Genomic DNA, 14,960 nt, shown 5'->3' with positions numbered 1-14,960 from the left:
GCGGCGCGTTGCGAACAGCGCGTCGCTTGTCTTGTCGCGCGGCCCGCCGGGTGCCACGATGGCGCCCGTGACCACGAGTGCGCAGACCCGTCCCGTCCCGCCCGACATCGAGATCGCCGAGGCCGCCGAGCTCACCCCGATCGCGGAGCTGGCGCGCGAGAAGCTCGGCATCGACCCCGAGCACCTCGTCCCCTACGGGCACACGAAGGCCAAGGTCTCGCTCGGCTTCGTCAACTCCCTCGTGGACCGTCCCGAGGGCCGCCTCGTCCTCGTCACGGCGATCTCCCCGACGCCCGCGGGCGAGGGCAAGACGACGACGTCGGTCGGCCTCGCGGACGCCCTCGCCTCGCTCGGCGAGAACGCGATGGTCGCCCTGCGCGAGCCCTCGATGGGACCGGTCTTCGGGATCAAGGGCGGCGCGGCCGGCGGCGGCTACGCCCAGGTCGTCCCGATGACCGACATCAACCTCAACTTCACGGGCGACTTCGCGGCCATCGCCGCCGCGAACAACCTGCTCTCAGCGGTCCTCGACAACCACCTCCACCACGGCAACGCGCTCGGCATCGACCCGCGCACCATCACCTGGAAGCGCGTCGTCGACCTCAACGACCGCGCCCTGCGCGACGTCGTCGTCGGGCTCGGCGGCGTCGCCAACGGCGTGCCGCGCGAGGACGGCTTCGACATCGTCGTCGCGTCCGAGGTGATGGCGATCCTCTGCCTCGCGACCTCCGTCGCCGACCTGCGCGAACGGCTCGGGCGCATCGTCGTCGGCTACACCCGCGACAAGCAGCCCGTGCACGCCCGCGACCTCAAGGTGCACGGCGCGATGACCGTCATCCTGCGGGATGCCTTGGCGCCCAACCTCGTCCAGACGCTCGAGCACACGCCCGCGATGATCCACGGCGGGCCGTTCGCCAACATCGCACACGGCTGCAACTCGGTGATGGCGACGCGCACCGCGCTCAGGCTCGCCGACTACGTCGTGACGGAGGCGGGGTTCGGGGCGGACCTCGGCGCCGAGAAGTTCGTCGACATCAAGTGCCGCACTTCGGGCCTGCGCCCGTCGGCGGTCGTCGTCGTCGCCACCGTCCGCGCCCTCAAGTACCACGGCGGCGTCGCCGTCGCCGACCTCGGGCCCGAGTCGGTCGAGGCCGTCACCGCCGGAATGGCCAACCTGCGCCGTCACCTGCGCAACGTCCGCGACGTCTACGGGATGCCGGCCGTCGTCGCGCTCAACCGCTTCCCGACCGACACCGACGCCGAGGTCGCCGAGGTCCTGCGCCTCGTCGAGGCCGAGGGCTTCCGGGCCTACGAGGCCACGCACTACGCCGAGGGCGCGGTGGGCGCCCAGGCCCTGGCCCGCGGCGTCCTCGAGGTCATCGAGGGCGGGACGGCCGACATGCAGCTGGTCTACCCCGACGACGTGCCGCTGGCCGAGAAGGCCCGCGCCGTCGCGACGAAGGTCTACGGCGCGGCCGACGTCGTCTTCGAGCCGAAGGCGGCCAAGCGGCTCGCGGCCATCGAGGCCGAGGGCTACGGCCACCTGCCGATCTGCATGGCGAAGACGCAGAGCTCGTTCTCGACCGACCCGACGCTGCGCGGCGCCCCCGAGGGCCACACGGTCTCGGTCCGCGAGGTGCGGCTGGCCGCCGGCGCGGGCTTCGTCGTCCTCGTCACCGGCGAGATCATGACGATGCCGGGGCTGCCGAAGGTGCCGGCGAGCGAGCACATCGACGTCGACGACGACGGGCGGATCGTCGGCCTCAGCTGAGCCGGCGCCCGTCGAGCCGGCGGGCCATCCACACGTCGTCGCGGTCGTCCCCCGGCGCCACCCGGATGCCCCCGGGCAGCCGGCCGACCTCCTCGTACCCCAGGCCGGCGTAGAACGCGTCGACGCCGGTGCCGCCGCGGACCCCGAGCTCGACGACCTCGGCGCCGTCCGCGCGAGCCACCCGGTGCAGCGCGGCCATGAGCAGTCGGCCGAGGTTGCGGCCGCGCCGCTCCGGGTGCGACATCACGCGGTAGGCCGTCCGCCGGTGCGCGAGCAGCGGGTTCGGGCCCTCCACCCACCAGCCGAGCGCGACGAGGGCCCCGGCCGGGTCCCTCAGCAGCACCGCCACGGCACGGCCGTCGGCCATCGAGTCCTCGTGCGCCGCGAGCGCCTCGGCCACCCGTCCGCGGGCCGCGCCGGGCAGGAAGCCCACCGCGCCGCCGGCGTCGTTGACGGTGCACCAGAGGTCGAGCACCTCGGCGCGGACCCCCGGGTCGAAGGGTGCCCGGTGGACGTGGACGGACGGCGCGACGAGCACGACCGGCGCGGGCACGTCGGCGGGGTCGGCGGCCCGGGCGCGCGCGACGACCTCCGGCGGCACCCCGGGCAGGTGAGCGCCCTCGTCGGCGGCGCCGACGTGCGTCAGGCCGGCCCGTTCGGCGGTGCGGGTGGACGCGAGGTGCTCCGGCCGGGCGGTGGCGACGAGCGGCAGGGCGGGGCCGTGCTCGAGCGCGTCCGCCACCACGGCCCGCGCCGCCTCGGGTCCGAGCCCGCGCCCGTGGTGCGGACGGTCGAAGCGGTAGTAGAGGTTGAGGTGGCGCCGCTCGCCGCCGTGGATGACCCCCGCGACGCCCAGCGCCTCCCCCGAGCCCCGGTCCTCGACGACGCCGTACCCGAAGCCGTGCTCGACCCAGTGCGCGAGGGCGAGGTCGAGCTTCTCCGAAGCCTCGTCGGTGGTGCGGGCCACGGCCCACGGCGCGAACGGGTACTGCTCGGGGTCGGTGTGCAGCCGCACCCAGAGGTCGCGGTCGTCCGGCGTGAGCGGTCGCAGCCGCAGGCGGTCGGTGAGCAGGGTGCGGGCGGTCGTCACCCGGGCACCCTATTGCAAACTATTCGCAACAGCAGCCGTCGGTGGGTCGGGACGGGTCAGCGGTACTCGGGGTTGGGGTGGTCCGGCGACCCGAGGTCCCAGTTGGTCGTCACGTTCCCGTGCGCCGGCAGGCCACCGGCGTCCTTGAGCCGGCGCGCGGTGTGGAGCATGTTCCAGGCCGCGAACACCGTGTTGCGCGTCGTCCAGTGGTTGAGCGCTCCCCGTCCGTCGTCGAGGTAGGACGGCCCCGGCCCGGCCTCCCCGTTCCAGTACGCGTCGGCCTGGGGCGGGATCGTGAAGCCGATGTGCGAGAGCGCGTAGAGCATCTGGGCGGCGCAGTGCTTGCCGCCGTCCTCGTTCCCCGTGATGACGACCCCGCCGACCTTGCCGTAGTACGACCACTGGCCCCGCGGGTTGAGATCGCCCGACCAGCCGTAGAGCCGCTCGATCGTCAGCCGGGTCTGCGAGGACTGGTCGCCGAGCCAGATCGGCGTGGCCAGCACGACGATGTCCGCCGGCTCCACCAGCTCGCGGTAGATGTCGGGGAAGTCGTCGCGCTCCCAGCCGTGCTCGCGCATGTCCGGCTGCACACCCGGCGGGATGACGTGGTCGACCGTGCGCACCACGTCGACCCGGGCCCCGACCCCCTCGAGGACGTGACGGCTGACGGCGAGCAGGCCGTCGGTGTGGCTCGGCTCGGGACTGCGCTTGAGCGTGCCGTTGAGGTACACCGCCCGCAGGTCCGAGAAGTCGGTCTCGTTCGCGGCGATCTCGGCGTCGACGAACCGTTGCACGCTCTCCGGCAGCATGGGCCGAGCGTAGCCACGCCGTGCCCCGCTGTCAGTGGCCCGACCGGGCCCCGTCGCGGTCAGACCGTGTAGGCGGAGAGGTCCTCGGCGAGCTCGGGGTCGACGCGGGCGGTGAGGCGCGTGCCGTCGGCGACGTGCTCGCTCGCGAGCACCTCCCCCGTCTCGTGGACCCGGCTGACGAGGTCGCCACGCTCGTACGGGACGAGCACGTCGACGTCGACGTCCGGCCGCGGGAGCTCCTCGGCGACGAGCGCGCGCAGCTCGTCCATCCCCTCACCGGTGCGGGCCGAGACGATGATCGAGTGCTTCTCGTGACGGCGCAGCCGATCGAGCACCTCGGGGTCGGCGAGGTCGGCCTTGTTGACGACGATGACCTCCTTGACGTCAGTCGCGTCGACGTCGGCGAGGACGGCGCGGACCGCGGAGATCTGCCCCTCGGGGTCGGGGTGCGAGCCGTCGACGACGTGCAGCAGCAGGTCGGCGTCGGCCACCTCCTCGAGCGTGGAGCGGAAGGCCTCGACGAGCTGGTGCGGCAGCTGGCGGACGAACCCGACCGTGTCGGCGAGCGTGTAGAGGCGCCCGTCGGGCGTCTCGGCGCGGCGCACCGTGGGGTCGAGGGTGGCGAAGAGCTGGTTCTCGACGAGCACCCCGGCACCGGTCAGCCGGTTGAGCAGGCTCGACTTGCCGGCGTTGGTGTACCCGGCGATCGCGACGCCCGGCACGCGGTTGGCCCGGCGGCCCCCGCGCTTGGTGTCGCGGGTCGTCTTCATGTCCTTGATCTCGCGGCGCAGCTTGGCGATCCGACTGTTGATGCGCCGGCGGTCGAGCTCGATCTTCGTCTCACCCGGGCCGCGCGAGCCCATCCCCTGGCCGCCGGCGGCCTGGCCACCGGCCTGCCGCGACATCGACTCGCCCCAGCCGCGCAGGCGGGGCAGGAGGTACTGGAGCTGCGCGAGCTCGACCTGCGCCTTGCCCTCCCGGCTCTTCGCGTGCTGCGCGAAGATGTCGAGGATCAGCGCCGTGCGGTCGATGACCTTGACCTTGACGACGTCCTCGAGGGCGCGGCGCTGGCTCGGCGCGAGCTCGGTGTCGCAGATGACGGTGTCGGCGCCCTCGGCGATGACGACGTCGCGCAGCTCGGCGGCCTTGCCCTTGCCGAGGTAGGTCGCGGGGTCGGGGTTGGTGCGACGCTGGATGACGCCGGCGAGCACCTCGGAGCCGGCCGTCTCGGCGAGCGCCGACAGCTCGCGCAGGGAGTTCTCGGCGTCGACGAGCGTGCCGTCGCACCACACGGCGGCGAGCACGACGCGCTCGAGCCGCAGCTGGCGGTACTCGACCTCGGTGACGTCCTCGAGCTCGGTCGAGAGCCCGGAGACGCGGCGCAGCGCGGCCCGCTCCTCGCGGTCGTACTGGTCGCCGTCGTAGTCGAAGGCCTCGTCGTCGGGCACGAACCCGGCGTCGTCGAGGCGGGTGGAGTCGGCGAGCGCCGCGGCCCGCCCGGTGATGGTGTGTCGTCCAGTCATGTTCTCCCTAGGGTCTCACCGTCCAACGCCCGGAGGCGACAGCATTCTTCCGGTTCACGCCCGCGAGGGCGTCGCCGCTAGCCTCTCGACCCGATGAGCGAGCACGAGCACTACTTCACCGCGCAGCCCGCGAGCGACGCCGAGCGACGCCCCCTGCGGGTCCGCCTCGCCGGGCGGTCGGTCGAGGTCGAGGTCGCCCGCGGCATCTTCTCGCCCGGTGGTCTGGACAAGGGCACGGCGGTCCTCCTGGACGAGGTCGCCCCTCCCCCGCCCGCCGGGACCTTCCTCGACCTCGGCTGCGGCTGGGGCCCGGTCGCCCTGACCCTGGCGCTGCGCTCGCCGGCCGCCACGGTCTGGGCGGTCGACGTCAACGAGCGCGCCCTCGACCTCGCCCGCCGCAACGCGGCCGCCCTCGGCCTCGACGGCGTGCACGCCGGCACCGCCGACGCCGTCCCCGCCGACCTGCGCTTCGACGTCATCTGGTCCAACCCGCCGATCCGCGTCGGCAAGGCGGTGCTCCACGACCTCCTGGGCACCTGGCTCCCCCGCCTCGCGCCCGACGGCGTCGCCTCCCTCGTGGTCCAGAAGAACCTCGGCTCGGACAGCCTCCAGCGCTGGGTGCAGGACGAGCTCGGGATGCCCTGCACCCGGCGCACCTCGGTCAAGGGGTTCCGTGTGCTCGAGGTCCGTCAGGGCTGACGCCCCTGCGGCCGCACGACCATGGCCGAGCCTCCACCACGGCGCACCTTCTCGGCGACGGCCGTGTAGCGCCCGTCGCGCAGCACGCTGATGGCGGTCGCCGCCCCGATCTCCGACGTCTGCGACAGCCGGTGCCCGAGCGCGGTCAGGCCGGCCCCGGCCGGGCCGCCGGCGATCGCCGGCTCCGCCTGCTCGCTCGTCCCGTTGCGGCTCGACAGCCGCGGCGCCTGGAGGGCCTGGTTCACCGTCAGGCCACGCTCGTAGTGCCCAAGGAGCACCTGGGCCACCGTCGTGATGATCGTCGCGCCGCCGGGGCTGCCGGCCACGAGCTCGAGCCGCCCGTCGTGCAGGACGATGGTCGGCGCCATCGACGAGCGCGGCCGCTGCGAGGGGCCGGGCAGGTTGGGGTCCGGGACGCCGGGGGTGACCGGCACGAAGTCGAAGTCGGTCAGCTCGTTGTTGAGCAGGAAGCCCCAGCCCGGCACCGTGATGCCGGAGCCGCCGGTCTGCTCGATCGTCGAGGTGTAGGACACGGCGTTGCCCCAGCGGTCGACGACCGAGAGGTGGGTCGTCGACATCCCGTCGTGCGGCAGCACCCCGGAGGCGGTGCCGTCGTCGCACCCGGCGTAGTCCCCGTCGGGGCTGCCGAAGGGCACCGGGCGGGCCATCGCCGCGGTGCCCGAGAAGAGGCAGGCCCGCTCGTCGGCGAAGGCCTGCGAGACGAGCTGACGGGCCGGGACGCCGCGCACGTCGCCGACGTACCGGTTGCGGTCGGCGAAGGCCGTGGCGGAGGCCTCGGAGAAGCGGTGGAGGTACTGCACCTCGTCGACGCTCGAGGTCGGGGTACCGGTCCGGGCGTCGTACGCCTCGATGAGGTTGAGGATCTCGGCGACGGCGATGCCGCCGCTGCTCGGCACCGGCATCCCGTAGACGTCCCGCCCGTCGTAGCGGGAGTGGACGGGGTCCTTGTCGAGCGCCCGGTAGCGGCGCAGGTCGGCGCGGGTCAGCTCGCCCGCGGCGACGCTCGTCCCGGGCACGGTGGCCGGGCGGCGCGACGCGGCGAGCACGGCGTCGCCCAGGCGCCCGCGGTAGAGGCTGTCGACGCCGCGCGTGCGCAGCTCGCGGTAGGCGCGGGCGAGGTCGGGGTTGCGGAAGACCGACCCGACGGCCGGCGCCTCGCCGCCCGGCAGGAACACGCGCGCCGTCGCGGGGAAGACCGAGAACCGCTCGGCGTTGTCGGCGGTCTGGTCGTGGAAGGTCTGGTCGACGACGAAGCCGCGCCGGGCGATCTCCTCCGCCGGCTTCAGGAGCGTGCCGAGCTTCCGTGTGCCCCACCGGTCCACGGCGCGCTGCCAGGTCGCTGGAGTGCCGGGCACCCCGACCGACTGGCCGGAGCCGACGACCGTGGCGAAGTCGAGGGCGGTGCCGTCGGGCGCCCGGAACTGGTCCGCGTCGTACGTGGCGGGCGCGGCCTCGCGGCCGTCGATCGTCTGGACCCGGTGCCGGCGCGCGTCGTAGTGGACGAAGAAGCCACCGCCGCCGATGCCGGTCGAGTACGGCTCGGTCACCCCGAGCGCGGCCGCCGTGGCGACGGCGGCGTCGGTCGCGTTGCCGCCGGCCCGCAGGACGTCGATGCCGACCTGGCTCGCCACCGGGTCGACGCTGGCGACCGCTCCGCCCGAGCCCGTCATCACCGCGACCTTGGGCAGCTCGTGCCCGACCGGGGGCGGTCCCCCGTGCCCCGGGTGCCCGGGTCCGCCGTGCGCCTGCGCCGACGGGGTGCCGGCGGCGAGCGCCGTCACGAGGCCGAGGGCGAGGCCGGCAGCCGCGAGACGGCGTGGGCGGACGGGTGCGACGGCGGATGTGGTCCCCATCACAGCACCGTAGACCGGGGTCCGCGGCCTGTCGCGGCGAGCGCGGCGCGGCCTGGGCTCAGGCCGGGAGGAGGCCCAGCGGCACGGAGCCGTCGGCGACGAGCACCGCCGGCCCGGCGAGCTCGACCCCGCCGCCGTCCGACAGACGCACCGCGAGCCGGCCGCCCGGGACGTCGACGACCCAGGAGGCGCCGGTGTCGAGGGACCCGGCCCAGAAGCTCGTCGCGATGGCTGCCGCGCAGGCCCCGGTGCCGCACGAGCGCGTCTCGCCGACCCCGCGCTCGTGGACGCGCAGGACGACGTGGCCCGGCCCGACGGGGCGGACGAGCTCGACATTGGTGCCGTGCGGCGGCTCGGGGCGCACGACCGGCGCGTGGGTCAGGTCGAGCGCGTCGAGGTCGACGCCCTCGGGCAGGGCGACGACGGTGTGGGGGTTGCCGAGGTCGACCGAGAGCGCCGAGTACGGGTCGCCCTCGCCGACGTGCACGAGCGCGTCGAACCCGTCGCGCTCGGCCGCGACCGGGTCGGCGAGCCGCCACGGGCCGAGGCCGACGGCCCAGTGGTCGCCGTCGCGGCGGACGACCTTGGCCCCGGCCCGGGTCGCGATGACGAACTCGTCGGCGGTCTCGAGCCCCTCACGGCGCAGGTACTCGGCGAAGACGCGGGTGCCGTTGCCGCACATCTCGGCGGCGGAGCCGTCGGCGTTGCGGTAGTCCATGAACCACCGTGCGTCGGAGGCCTGCTCGCGCACCGACGGCTCGTCCGCGGCCTCCGTCGGCACGACCCGGATGACGCCGTCGCCGCCGAGGCCGGCGCGCCGGTCGGCGAGCCACGCCGCCCGGCCCGCGCTCAGCCCGAGGGCACCGTCGAGGTCGGGGACGAGGACGAAGTCGTTCTCGGTCCCGTGCCCCTTCGTGAACGCCAACCGGTCAGCCATGCGGCCCATCGTCGCATCCCGCCCCGCGCCGGGCGTCCTGCGCCTGCTCGACGAGCGCGAGCGCCTCGTCGAGCAGCCGGGGGCCGGTGGCGTCGAGCCAGTGGATGCGCGGGTCCGCGCCGAACCACGACTCCTGGCGGCGCACGAGGCGCCGGGTGCGCAGCGCGGTGTCGTCGACCGCCTCCTCGAGCGTCGCGGTGCCGTCGAGGACCGAGAGCGCCTGGGCGTAGCCGACGGCCCGGCTCGCGGTGCGGCCCTCGCGCAGCCCGTGCTCCACGAGGCCGCGCACCTCCTCGACGAGGCCGGCGTCGAACATCGCCCGGGTGCGGCGGGCGATGCGGGCGTCGAGCTCGTCGCGGGGCACCCGCAGGCCGACGACCACGGTGGGCCGGAGCAGCTCGCGGGTGGGCATCGTCGCGCTGAACGGCCGGCCGGTCAGCCGGACGACCTCGAGCGCGCGCACGACCCGCCGGGTGTTGTTCGGCTCGATGGCGGCCGCGGCCGCGGGGTCGAGCGCGGCCAGCTCGTCGTACAGCGCCGCCGTGCCCTCGGCGTCGGCGCGGGCCTGCAGCGCCGCGCGGACCTCCGGGTCGGTCGGCGGGATCTCGAGCCGGTCGAGCGCCGCCCGGACGTAGAGCCCCGAGCCGCCGACGAGGAGGGGCACGCGCCCCCGGCCGAGCACCGCCTCCAGGTCGGCGCGCGCCTCCCGCTGGTAGGCCGCGAGGCTCGCCTCCTCCACGACGTCGAGGACGTCGAGCTGGTGGTGCGGCACGCCCTCGCGCTCCGCGAGGGTCAGCTTGGCCGTGCCGACGTCCATCCCGCGGTAGAGCTGGGAGGCGTCGGCCGAGACGACCTCACCGCCGAGCCGGTGCGCGAGCGCGACCCCGAGGCCGGACTTGCCGGTGGCCGTGGCCCCGACGACGGCGACGACGGGCGGCGCCGGGTTCAGCGCGCCCCGTCCCCGTGGTCGTGGCCGCCGCCCTCGGCGTCGAGGCCGTCGTCGTCGACGTCGTCGTGGCCGAACGGGTCACGGTCCTCACCGGGCATCCACGACAGGCCGGGCACGCCCCAGCCGTTGGCCTTGACCGCCTTCTTCGCGCGGCGCGCCCACTTGCCCTGCAGCCGGTCGACGTAGAGGAAGCCGTTGAGGTGGTCGTACTCGTGCTGGAGCATCCGGGCGAACCACCCGGTGGCCTCGTAGCGCAGCTCGGAGCCGTCGAGGTCCTGGCCGGTGAGCACGGCGCTCTCGCCGCGGCGCAGCGGGTAGGCCTCGCCGGGCACCGACAGGCAGCCCTCGGACTCGTCGTGCGGGTCGGGGTCGCCGGGCACCGCCTTGGCGGGGACGAGGTAGGGGTTGATGACCACGCCACGGGCCGGGATGCCGTCCTCGTTGCCGAGCTGCCAGGTGAAGATCCGCAGGCCGACGCCGATCTGGGGGGCCGCGAGGCCGACGCCGCGCGCGGCGTCCATCGTCTCGTACATGTCGGCGACGAGCTCGCGGATGCCGTCGTCGATGACCTCGACGGGCTCGGCGCGTCGGTGGAGCACGGGGTCGCCGCAGATGACGACGGGTCGGATGGCCATGCGCGCGATTCTTCCAGAGTGCGCCGACCGAGCCGCACCGCACCCGGCACGGAAAAGGCTGGCGCGGCGGGCACCCCCGGGTGTCCACTGGAGGGGCGCCCCGTCGCGGGCGCGCCCTGTCCCCGAGACGGAAGGAGGTCGCCGATGGGATTCCTCGACAGTGCCAAGGAGAAGCTCACCGAGCTGGCCGAGCAGCACCCGGACCAGGTCGAGTCGCTGAGCGACCAGGCCATCGAGCGCGGCGGCGACGCCGTCGACTCGCTGACCGGCGGCAGGTACGCCGACCAGGTCGACAGCGCACAGACCCGGGCCGACGAGGCGATCGGCGGACGCTGAGCAGAACCGCGGCCGCGGGACCCCCGACCGAACGACCGGTCGGGGGTCTCGTCCGTTCGGTCACGGTCTCCTCGGGGTTCGGTCAAGACCCGTGTCGTGGGCCCGGATCCGGCGCGAACGACCCGCTGCGGGCCCTATGGTCGACAGGCCGCTCCCCCATCACGACGAGAGGATCCTCCGTGTCGCACTGGCACTCCGGTCTGCCGAAGCTCGACATCGAGCCCTTCGACCCGACGCCGCTGTACGACGCCGTGAGGTCCACGCAGGCCGAGCAGGCCGTCGTGACGCGCCGACGCCGGTCCGCCCTGCGGGTCGTCGGGGGCCTCGCCGCCGTGCTCGCGGTGTGTGCCGGAGCCGGCTGGCTCGTCGTGTCCCTCGTCTGAGCCGGGACGCTCGACCGCCCCACCGCGGTCGAGGTGACAGGCGACACTCTGGTGGTCGGGTCTGACCTCGGCTCCCGCTCCCTCACCGCGGTCGAGGTGAAAGGCGACGCTCCGGTGGTCTTGTTTCACCTCGACCCATGTGGCGTCCGGGGTGAAGCAGGCCCCGAGGCTCAGGCGGAGCAGGCCGGGGCGGCCACGGGGGCCGGGCGACCCACGCCGGGCATCCCGAGCGACACCGCCGGCTTGCCCGGCACCGGCGCGTCCTGGAGCGCCGACCACGCGTCGCCGCCCGCCGTGCGGCGCAGCCGGTAGGTCCCGCCCTGCACGCCGCTGTCGGCCACGAGGTGGTGCGGGGCACCGTAGGTGACGCCCACGGTCACGACGTCGCCCGGGCGCGGCCGCTCGGCCCCGTCCGGCACGGCGAAGTGCACGAGGCGGTTGTCGCGCGCGCGACCGCTCATCCGGGCGGTCTCACCGTCCTTGCGTCCCTCGCCGGGGGCGACGAGGACCTCGACCTCGCGGCCCTCGAGCGTCCGGTTCTCCGCCCAGGACACGCGCTCCTGGAGCTCGATGAGCCGGTCGAACCGCTCCTGGACGACGGCCTTCGGGACCTGGTCCTCCATCGTCGCGGCCGGCGTGCCGGGACGGATGGAGTACTGGAAGGTGAACGCGCTCGAGAAGCGCGAGGCCTCGACGACGCGCAGCGTCTCGGCGAAGTCCTCCTCGGTCTCGCCGGGGAAGCCGACGATGAGGTCGGTCGTGATCGCGGCGTCGGGGATGGCCGCGCGCACGCGGTCGATGATCCCGAGGAACTTCTCGCTGCGGTAGCTGCGGCGCATCGCCTTGAGCACCCGGTCGGACCCGGACTGCAGCGGCATGTGCAGGCTCGGCATGACGTTCGGCGTCTGGGCCATCGCGTCGATGACGTCGTCGGTGAAGGCCGCCGGGTGCGGGCTCGTGAACCGCACGCGCTCGAGGCCGTCGATCTCGCCGCAGGCGCGCAGCAGCTTGCCGAACGCGAGGCGGTCGCCGAACTCGACGCCGTAGGTGTTGACGTTCTGGCCGAGCAGCGTCACCTCGACGACGCCCTGCGCGACGAGGGCCTCGATCTCGGCGAGGACGTCTCCGGGGCGACGGTCCTGCTCCTTGCCGCGCAGGCTCGGGACGATGCAGAACGTGCAGGTGTTGTTGCAGCCCACCGAGATCGACACCCAGCCGGCGAACGCGGAGTCACGCCGGGTCGGGAGCGTCGAGGGGAAGGTCTCGAGCGACTCGAGGATCTCGACCTCGGCGCGCTTGTTGTGCCGCGCGCGGTCGAGCAGGGCCGGCAGGCTGCCGATGTTGTGCGTGCCGAACACGACGTCGACCCACGGGGCGCGCTTGACGATCGTGTCGCGGTCCTTCTGCGCCATGCAACCGCCGACGGCGATCTGGAGGTCCGGGTTGGCGGTCTTGGCCGGCCGCAGCTGCCCGAGGTTGCCGTAGAGCTTGTTGTCGGCGTTCTCGCGCACCGCGCAGGTGTTGAACACGACGACGTCGGCGACGTCGGGGCGCTCGGCGTCCGGGACGCTCGCGAGGTCGACGTAGCCGGCGGTCTCGAGCAGGCCCGCGAGGCGCTCGGAGTCGTGGACGTTCATCTGGCACCCGTGGGTGCGCACGTCGTAGGTCTTGGCAGCAGTCATGGCCCGTCAAGGGTACGCGGCGCCACGGCGGGCTCGGTCACGCCGGCGTCGGCCGGCGCGCTCGGCGGCCGGACCGCTGAGGCGAGCAGCGCCGCCCACGCCAGCCCGACGCCGAGCGCCAGCACGACCTCGCTCGCCGTCGAGTAGCCGACGACGAGCCGCGCGCCGACGAGGACGAGGACCACGGCGGCCGCGGCCGTCCACGCCGCCACCCGCCCCGCCCACGGCAGGACCGGGGACGCGAGGACGACCGCGAGGACGAGGGCGGTGAGGACCACCGGCAGCTGGTTGAGGAAGAGGTAACGGGCCTCCCCCAGCTCGGCCGGCCCGCGCACGGCGTCCGCCGCCCACTTCGTCGCGACGGCGAGGGCGACCAGCCCGCCGACCCCGACGGCGGCGCGCACCCGCGCGTCGGCACCCGGCACCGAGCGGGAGAGGACGACGAGCGCGACGAGCACGGCCGCCCCGACGACGAACGGTGTGCGCAGCACGTGGACGACGGTGTCGGCGGCGTCCGTCGCGGTGCCCGAGGCGTGCGCGGCGAACCACGCGCCGACCGGCTCGTCGAGCGAGCGCAGGCCGGTGCGCCCCACCGCGAAGGCGACGACGGCCGTCGTCACCACGCCGACGAGCACGGCGGCCACGACCCACACGAGACCCGACACCACCTGCGCGGCGCGCCCGCCGGCCAGGGCGGAGGTCCGGCGCTCGACGCGCCGGCGGACGAGGGTGGAGGCCGCCTCGGCGGCGCGCGCCGAGGGGGCCGACCGCCACTCCGGGTGCATCGCGACCGTGCGCCCGAGCCACGCGAGGCCGAGGACGAGGCCGGCGAGGACCGCCACCGAGACCATGGCCCGCCCGAGGAGGGCGCTCACCGCGTCCCAGCTCGAGCCGGCGAGGTGCCCCAGCAGCGTGAGCGAGACCGCCCAGGCCGTGGCCGCGGGGACGCTGGCCCGTGCGAAGCGCTGCCACGGCGTGCCCGACATCCCGATGATGCGAGGCACCAGCGTGCGGGCGACGACGACGAACTGTGCGACGACCACGGCCTGCGTGCCGCGCCGGGCGAGCAGGTCGTCGGCGAGGGCCCACCGGCTCTCGCCGACGCGCTGCCCGAGCCTCGAGGTGCGCACGGCGGCGCCGCCGTCACGACCGGAGCGCCAGCCCAGGGAGGTGCCGGTGACCGCGGCCACCATCGCGAGCCCGTAGACGACCGGAGCCGGGACCGCGCCCACCCCGGCGAGCACCCCGAGGCCGATGACCGCCGTCGTGCCCGGCAGGAGCATCCCGACGACGGTGCCGGACTCGGCGAGCACCGACGCGGCGAGCAGCACCGCGAGGGGCCACGCGGGCAGCGAGCCGAGGGCGTCGGTCAGCACGGGACCAGCGTGGCACGCACCGGCCCGCCCGCGGGAGGCCTCCGGGCCGCCCGGCCTAGGCGAGCCGGGTGAAGGCGACCCGCACCTCGAGCGCGGCCGTCGCGCGACCGGAGTAGATGCCCTTGAACGGCGGCACGTCGTCGTAGTCGCGACCGCGCGCGACGACGACGTGGTCGTCACCGACCGTCGTGCCGTTCGTCGGGTCGGCCGGCACCCACGCGTCGTCCCAGAGCTCCACCCACGCATGGCTCTCGCCGGTCGCGCTCTCGCCGACCTCGAGGTCGCGCCGCGGCACGAGGTAGCCGGAGACGTACCGCGCAGGGATGCCGAGGGCCCGCAGGGCGCCGACGGTGACGTGGGCGAAGTCCTGGCAGACGCCGGCCCGCTCGTGCCAGGCCTCCTCGCCGGTGCTGTGCACGGCCGTCGCGCCGGGGCGGTACTCCATCGCCTCGCGGACGCGCCCGCAGATCTCGTCCGCGGCCGCGCGGGGCGAGTCGAGGCCCCGGACCGCGTCGACGAGCTCGGCGATGCCGTCGCCCACTCGGGTGCGGTCGGAGACCATCAGCCACTCGTAGAGCCGGTCCTGGACGGCGGCGTCGCGCACGGTCGCCCAGGTGCACGTCGCCGCGGGGAGCGGTGCCGCCGAGCGCTCCACCGTCGAGATCGCCTCGATGTCGAGGCGGTCGTGCTGGGCGAGGCTCTCCATCGCCATCACGTGCGCGCCCCAGTGGTCGCGGTAGACGTGGCTCCACGTCATCGGCCGGATGCGGATGCGGTTCTCGAGCGTCGTCTGCCCGGCCTCGTTCGGCGGGGTCATCCGCAGCTCGTTGTGGGCGGCGCGGACCGGGCCGTCGTAGACGAGCGAGGTCGTGTGCACGATGCGGTAGCGGCGCACG

14 protein-coding genes are annotated in these 14,960 nt (G+C 74.8%); 4 read left to right on the top strand and 10 right to left on the bottom strand.

Features of this window, described 5'->3' with window-relative positions:
- Positions 1–67 precede the first annotated feature (67 nt).
- A complete protein-coding gene (locus J3473_RS09690; protein ID WP_242525796.1) occupies positions 68–1,771 on the top strand; it encodes a formate--tetrahydrofolate ligase in 1,704 nt (567 codons plus the stop codon).
- Here J3473_RS09690 and J3473_RS09685 read toward each other — a convergent pair.
- Genes J3473_RS09685 through hflX form a run of 3 tightly spaced genes read right to left on the bottom strand, consistent with a single transcriptional unit; the run spans position 1,764 to position 5,193 of the window.
- Positions 1,764–2,861: a GNAT family N-acetyltransferase gene (locus tag J3473_RS09685; protein WP_207022896.1), complete on the bottom strand. Its 1,098-nt coding sequence runs from the start codon at positions 2,859–2,861 to the stop codon at positions 1,764–1,766. The two genes, J3473_RS09690 and J3473_RS09685, sit on opposite strands and share 8 nt — an antisense overlap.
- 56 nt (positions 2,862–2,917) lie before the next feature.
- Positions 2,918–3,670, bottom strand: a complete 753-nt coding sequence (locus J3473_RS09680; protein WP_207022895.1) for a flavodoxin family protein — start codon at positions 3,668–3,670, stop codon at positions 2,918–2,920.
- 59 nt (positions 3,671–3,729) lie between these two features.
- Positions 3,730–5,193, bottom strand: coding sequence for a GTPase HflX (gene hflX / locus J3473_RS09675; RefSeq protein WP_207022894.1), 1,464 nt, complete (start codon positions 5,191–5,193; stop codon positions 3,730–3,732).
- A gap of 93 nt (positions 5,194–5,286) precedes the next feature.
- Here hflX and J3473_RS09670 point away from each other — a divergent pair, with 93 nt between their 5' ends.
- The gene (locus J3473_RS09670) at positions 5,287–5,892 is read left to right on the top strand and encodes a class I SAM-dependent methyltransferase (protein WP_207022893.1); all 606 of its coding nucleotides are present in this window, start codon (positions 5,287–5,289) and stop codon (positions 5,890–5,892) included.
- Here J3473_RS09670 and ggt read toward each other — a convergent pair.
- The 4 genes from ggt to def are packed head-to-tail and all read right to left on the bottom strand — an operon-like array spanning position 5,883 to position 10,287.
- Positions 5,883–7,766, bottom strand: a complete 1,884-nt coding sequence (gene ggt, locus J3473_RS09665; RefSeq protein WP_207022892.1) for a gamma-glutamyltransferase — start codon at positions 7,764–7,766, stop codon at positions 5,883–5,885. The two genes, J3473_RS09670 and ggt, sit on opposite strands and share 10 nt — an antisense overlap.
- A 58-nt stretch (positions 7,767–7,824) precedes the next feature.
- Positions 7,825–8,703 (bottom strand): diaminopimelate epimerase, encoded by an 879-nt coding sequence (dapF, locus tag J3473_RS09660; RefSeq protein ID WP_207022891.1) that lies wholly within the window; start codon positions 8,701–8,703, stop codon positions 7,825–7,827.
- Positions 8,696–9,652, bottom strand: a complete 957-nt coding sequence (gene miaA, locus J3473_RS09655; RefSeq protein WP_207023039.1) for a tRNA (adenosine(37)-N6)-dimethylallyltransferase MiaA — start codon at positions 9,650–9,652, stop codon at positions 8,696–8,698. The genes dapF and miaA overlap by 8 nt, the downstream gene beginning before the upstream one ends.
- Positions 9,649–10,287 (bottom strand): peptide deformylase, encoded by a 639-nt coding sequence (def, locus tag J3473_RS09650; RefSeq protein ID WP_030529252.1) that lies wholly within the window; start codon positions 10,285–10,287, stop codon positions 9,649–9,651. The genes miaA and def overlap by 4 nt, the downstream gene beginning before the upstream one ends.
- Before the next feature lie 144 nt (positions 10,288–10,431).
- Here def and J3473_RS09645 point away from each other — a divergent pair, with 144 nt between their 5' ends.
- Positions 10,432–10,623, top strand: coding sequence for an antitoxin (locus J3473_RS09645; RefSeq protein ID WP_030529251.1), 192 nt, complete (start codon positions 10,432–10,434; stop codon positions 10,621–10,623).
- Between the two features lie 179 nt (positions 10,624–10,802).
- Entirely contained in the window at positions 10,803–11,006 is a 204-nt protein-coding gene (locus J3473_RS09640) for a hypothetical protein (RefSeq protein ID WP_030529250.1), read from the top strand.
- A gap of 170 nt (positions 11,007–11,176) precedes the next feature.
- Here the strand turns inward: J3473_RS09640 and miaB are convergent, their stop codons facing one another.
- From miaB to J3473_RS09625, 3 genes are read right to left on the bottom strand one after another with little or no spacing between them, the layout of a single operon-like run.
- Positions 11,177–12,688 carry a tRNA (N6-isopentenyl adenosine(37)-C2)-methylthiotransferase MiaB gene (miaB, locus tag J3473_RS09635; RefSeq protein WP_207022890.1) on the bottom strand — a complete coding sequence of 504 codons (1,512 nt, stop codon included), beginning with the start codon at positions 12,686–12,688 and terminating at the stop codon, positions 11,177–11,179.
- Positions 12,685–14,064 (bottom strand): DedA family protein, encoded by a 1,380-nt coding sequence (locus J3473_RS09630; RefSeq protein WP_207022889.1) that lies wholly within the window; start codon positions 14,062–14,064, stop codon positions 12,685–12,687. Before J3473_RS09630 ends, miaB begins: the two co-directional genes overlap by 4 nt.
- 55 nt (positions 14,065–14,119) lie before the next feature.
- Positions 14,120–14,959, bottom strand: coding sequence for a transglutaminase family protein (locus J3473_RS09625; protein WP_207022888.1), 840 nt, complete (start codon positions 14,957–14,959; stop codon positions 14,120–14,122).
- Position 14,960 lies beyond the last annotated feature (1 nt).

The sequence above is a fragment of the Phycicoccus sp. DTK01 genome (assembly GCF_017312765.1).
Taxonomy (GTDB): Bacteria; Actinomycetota; Actinomycetes; order Actinomycetales; family Dermatophilaceae; genus Phycicoccus; species Phycicoccus jejuensis.
The sequence above is the reverse complement of the archived record's forward strand: the minus strand, read 5'-3'. Positions and strand labels throughout refer to the sequence as shown.